Source organism: Edaphobacter sp., assembly GCF_035532915.1.
GTDB lineage: Bacteria > Acidobacteriota > Terriglobia > Terriglobales > Acidobacteriaceae > Edaphobacter.
Genome location: NZ_DATKQC010000201.1, coordinates 1 through 3,338 on the forward strand (window position 1 = coordinate 1; position 3,338 = coordinate 3,338).

Consider the following 3,338-nt stretch of genomic DNA (forward strand, 5'->3'; position numbering starts at 1 on the left):
TGAACTTGCAGAGCAGCCCTGCCGGAGAATTCAGTTTCCAGACCAATCCCTGGAATCTTTCCCAGGACTATGGGCGCACCAGCTTCGATATTCGCCATCGCGTCGTCATTGGCGGCAGCTTTGCCGCGCCATTCGCCTTCCGTCTCAGTCCAATGCTCATCGCGAGTTCCGGGCAGCCGTTCAGCATTCAGCTTCCGCAGGATATTTACGGAACCGGTGTTTACGACGCCCGGCCCTCGCTGGCAACCCCCTCAACACCCCCTGCCAACGTGGTAGTAACAAAGTACGGCTCTTTTAATACCGCTCCGGGGCCAAACGATACCCCCATCCGTCCCAACACAGAGACGGGGCCGAATAATTTCATGTTGAACGTGCGGCTCAGCCGCACCCTTGGATTTGGTCCTAAGGTCGGTGAGAAGCATGGCGGAGAAGGTTCCGCACCAACAACAGAGGGGGGGCGGGATCGAGGTCTTGGCGGGCGCGGCCTGAGCAGCGGCGGAGGCACAAGCCTTGGCGGGACAACAAACCGCCGTTACGCACTCACGCTGAGCATTTCCGCTCTCAATGCGCTGAACAACGTCAACCTTGCCACGCCAATCGGCATCCTCGGCTCTCCGCTCTTTGGCCAGTCGATCGCTCTCGCCAGCGGTGTTTATTCGGCACAGGTCGGCAATCCTGTTGCCAACCGGCTGTTGAACGCAGGCCTCTCACTGAGCTTTTGAATTTCTGCTCGTGGTAACGCAGGCACCAGCCGCCGAGTTCCGACGCCGGTGTTTGACACAATCGATTCACAGATGGAGAAGCGACCCTGATGAACAAACCTATTGGCACCACGAAATGGACCTATGGAATTGTGACCGTGCTGTTGCTCCTGAGTGTGGGTATCGCCCATTCACAAAATGGAGCGAGCAAGGCAGTGCTGTCGACGGTTGCGGATATTCCCATGCCTGGACCCGCGGTTCGCTTTGACTACCAATGCCTCGATGTGGAACACGGCCGACTGTACATCTCTCACATGAATGCAAATCAGCTGGTGGTCTTCGATACACAAAAGCGCCAGGTTATTGCCAACCTCGACGGGTTCAGTCGGGTGCACGGTGTGATTGCAGTTCCGGAGATCGATCGCGTCTTTGCGTCGGCCACGGGCGATCACCAGATGGTCGCGGTGGACATGAACACACTGAAGATCGTCGGCACCGCCGGCCCGATCAACTATCCCGACGGACTTGCATACTCGCCAGCAACCAAAAGAGTCTTCATCTCGGATGAACATGGCGGCGTGGATGCAGTGGTCGACGCCGAGACGAATAGACTTATCACCTCCATCCCGCTTGGAGGAGGAGCGGGTAACACTGTATACGACGCGGGGTCAGGCCGCATGCTCATAGCGGTTCATGGTGTGAATGAGCTGGTTTCAATCGATCCGGCTGCGATGAAGATTGTTGGCCGATACAAGCTGCCAGGCATTGAGAATCCTCACGGCATTGCTCTGGACCAGGCGAATAGGCTCGCGTTCATTGCCGGCGAGGAGAATCACTCGCTGGCAGTATTCGACTTGAACACCATGAAGCTTCTCACTGTTCACCAGGTTGGCGAAGATCCGGACGTGCTCGCATTTGATCCGGGATTGGGACGCCTCTACGTGTCAGCGGAATCTGGCGCCGTTTCGGTATTCGAAGAGAGCGGCCGCGATCTTCGGCAGATTGGGCAGTTGTATATGCCTCATGCTCACACGGTCTCGGTCGATCCGAAATCGCACCTTGTGTACTTTCCATTGGAGAATGTCGACGGACATCCGCTGTTGAGGATCATGCAGCCCGTTCAGTGAATCGAATAGCGGTCACGCGCGCGCTGCCATTTTCCGAACGCGTTCCCTCTTGGCGCCGTCTCGTCGGTCCATTGGAGCAAAATCGCAATGCGCTCTCTGCGTGTAGATTGAGTGGCCTCAGTTCGCAGCGAGGGAGGGCAGGATCAGCGCGCGAAAGAGCGCATCGACCTGCGTAGGAGTCAGCGTGCCGCGGCGCTCGACCCACCAATTCAACACGAGAACGAACGTGGACGCGACGTGCTGGACGAGGAGATCCGCTGGAATTTGGACCCGTGTGTTTCGTCGAGAAGGCACACCGCTCTTTATATGACGGGAGATCAGCTCAACGAGCACCTTCCGAAGGTGTTCGTGAAGGATGGCCCGTCCACGAGATCCAATCCAGAGCCTCCCAGCTCGTCGTTCCCGGTCTATGTGCTCGAAGATGGGAAGGCTGAACCAGACGAGTTGCTCTGCTCCTGATGTAGAAGGCGGCATTCTTGCCGTCCGCATCGAGCGAAGCATGTCCAGCATTCCGCTCACCAGCAGGTCGTCTTTGTCGCGGAAATGCGTGTAAAAGGTCGATCGGCCGACGTTCGCACGATCCAGGATTTCCTTCACGGCAATATCGTCGTATCTCTTTTCGTGGAGCAGCGCCATCATCGCTTCGTGTAGCAGCTTTCGCGTCTTTTGAACACGCCGATCGCTGACCTGCTCTTCAGATGGCCTCTGCGTGAGCTTCATGGCATTACCTCGATGTTCTGCAAGAGATACCGGACAAAGACGGGCGTCTTGTCCGCTATCGCACACTTCGGCGGCGTTGTTCTTCCACTGAACTCCGTTCAAAGCCTAAGCTGAGAATCGAACAGATGTCCAGTTTCCTACTGCTGTTCGTAAACGCAAAGCTCGCGCCACAGAGCCAGGGACTCCGAGGATGCAGACTTCAATGGCAATGACACCCGCCCTCCGCAAGTTGAATCTCACCGCGCACGTTGCCTTTTCGGTCGGCTTCCTAGGCCGTATCGACATATACACTTTTCGGCGTGGTGAATAGCTGGTGAAGTGGAGGTATGTCGAGCCGGTATGAGTTGAGCGAAGCGCAGTGGGAGCGAATTCGGGATATTCTTCCCGGTCGCAAGGAACATGTGGGCCGCACAGCTGCAGACAACCGCAACTTCGTCAACGGTGTGCTGTGGGTGCTGCGCAGCGGGGCACGCTGGAGCGATCTTCCGGAACGCTATGGCAAGTACAAGAGCGTACATAAACGATTCGTGCGCTGGGCTCATTCAGGCGTGTGGGAGCGCATCTTTGGCGAGTTGGTACGCGACAAGAAGAATCAGTATTTGATGATCGATTCGACCATCGTGCGGGCACATCAGCAGGCGGCCACGGGCCGCAAAAAGGGGGCGCGGACAAGGCTCTGGGGCGTTCCCGAGGAGGTCTGACGACCAAGATTCATCTGCTCACCGATGAACTGGGCCTGCCCTTGGACTTTCTCGTCACGGGCGGCCAGGTGAATGACTGCACCCAGGCC

General features: G+C 57.2%; 2 protein-coding genes and 2 pseudogenes. 3 read left to right on the plus strand and 1 reads right to left on the minus strand.

What is annotated here, in order from left to right; genetic code table 11:
• Positions 1 to 722, plus strand: a pseudogene (locus tag VMU57_RS09950) (hypothetical protein); the annotation flags it as partial.
• A gap of 89 nt (positions 723 to 811) precedes the next feature.
• Complete coding sequence (locus VMU57_RS09955; protein ID WP_325382946.1) at positions 812 to 1,828, plus strand: YncE family protein; 1,017 nt, start codon at positions 812 to 814, stop codon at positions 1,826 to 1,828.
• Between the two features lie 117 nt (positions 1,829 to 1,945).
• Here VMU57_RS09955 and VMU57_RS09960 read toward each other — a convergent pair whose 3' ends face one another.
• Positions 1,946 to 2,548 (minus strand): TetR/AcrR family transcriptional regulator, encoded by a 603-nt coding sequence (locus VMU57_RS09960; RefSeq protein ID WP_325382948.1) that lies wholly within the window; start codon positions 2,546 to 2,548, stop codon positions 1,946 to 1,948.
• Between the two features lie 326 nt (positions 2,549 to 2,874).
• Here VMU57_RS09960 and VMU57_RS09965 point away from each other — a divergent pair.
• A pseudogene (locus VMU57_RS09965) lies at positions 2,875 to 3,338 on the plus strand (IS5 family transposase); the annotation flags it as partial.